Genomic DNA, 534 nt, shown 5'->3' on the forward strand with positions numbered 1-534 from the left:
CTGGATGCATATCGGAGCTGAAGTAAAGCCCCTAATTGCGGCGGGCCGATCGGCTTATGTGCAGTGCACAACGAAATTGTCGCTGTGGGCACCGCCCCGGTCCGGAATATGCGCTAAGGAAACACACCATGTTCGTCACCATGATTGCCGCCAAAATCCGCGCCTTCCTGCGCTATCGCGAGACGGTTCGCGAGCTGTCGCGTCTGACCAACCGTGAGCTCGCCGATCTTGGCCTGTCACGCTCGGAGATCCCCTTCATCGCCCGCTCGCACGCTGCGGCCTGAAGTCACTGAATAGAACCGCCGCGTCACCGGGCGCAGCGCGTTCCAGGTAGTTTCTCCTGGGGCTCATGATTCCCTCCCCTTGAGCTTCGGTCGAAGAGCGAATGCCCGCCTCACGGCGGGCATTTTGCATTTCAGGGCTGCTTTCACTTGAGCCGGAATCCGGCTGCGAACTCGTCCGAGCCGTGAAAGCCCGAGCTCAACCCCTCCTTGTCATCGGGGGCGACCTCGCCGCCACGAAATCCTGATTGGG

1 protein-coding gene is annotated in these 534 nt (G+C 61.0%); it reads left to right on the forward strand.

Annotation, left to right across the window (positions count from 1 at the left end; all coding sequences use genetic code 11):
- Window positions 1–128 precede the first annotated feature (128 nt).
- Entirely contained in the window at window positions 129–284 is a 156-nt protein-coding gene (locus tag AC1DIO_RS35450; RefSeq protein WP_476771136.1) for a DUF1127 domain-containing protein, read from the forward strand.
- Window positions 285–534 lie beyond the last annotated feature (250 nt).

Source organism: Allobosea sp. 05T439 (assembly GCF_056396005.1).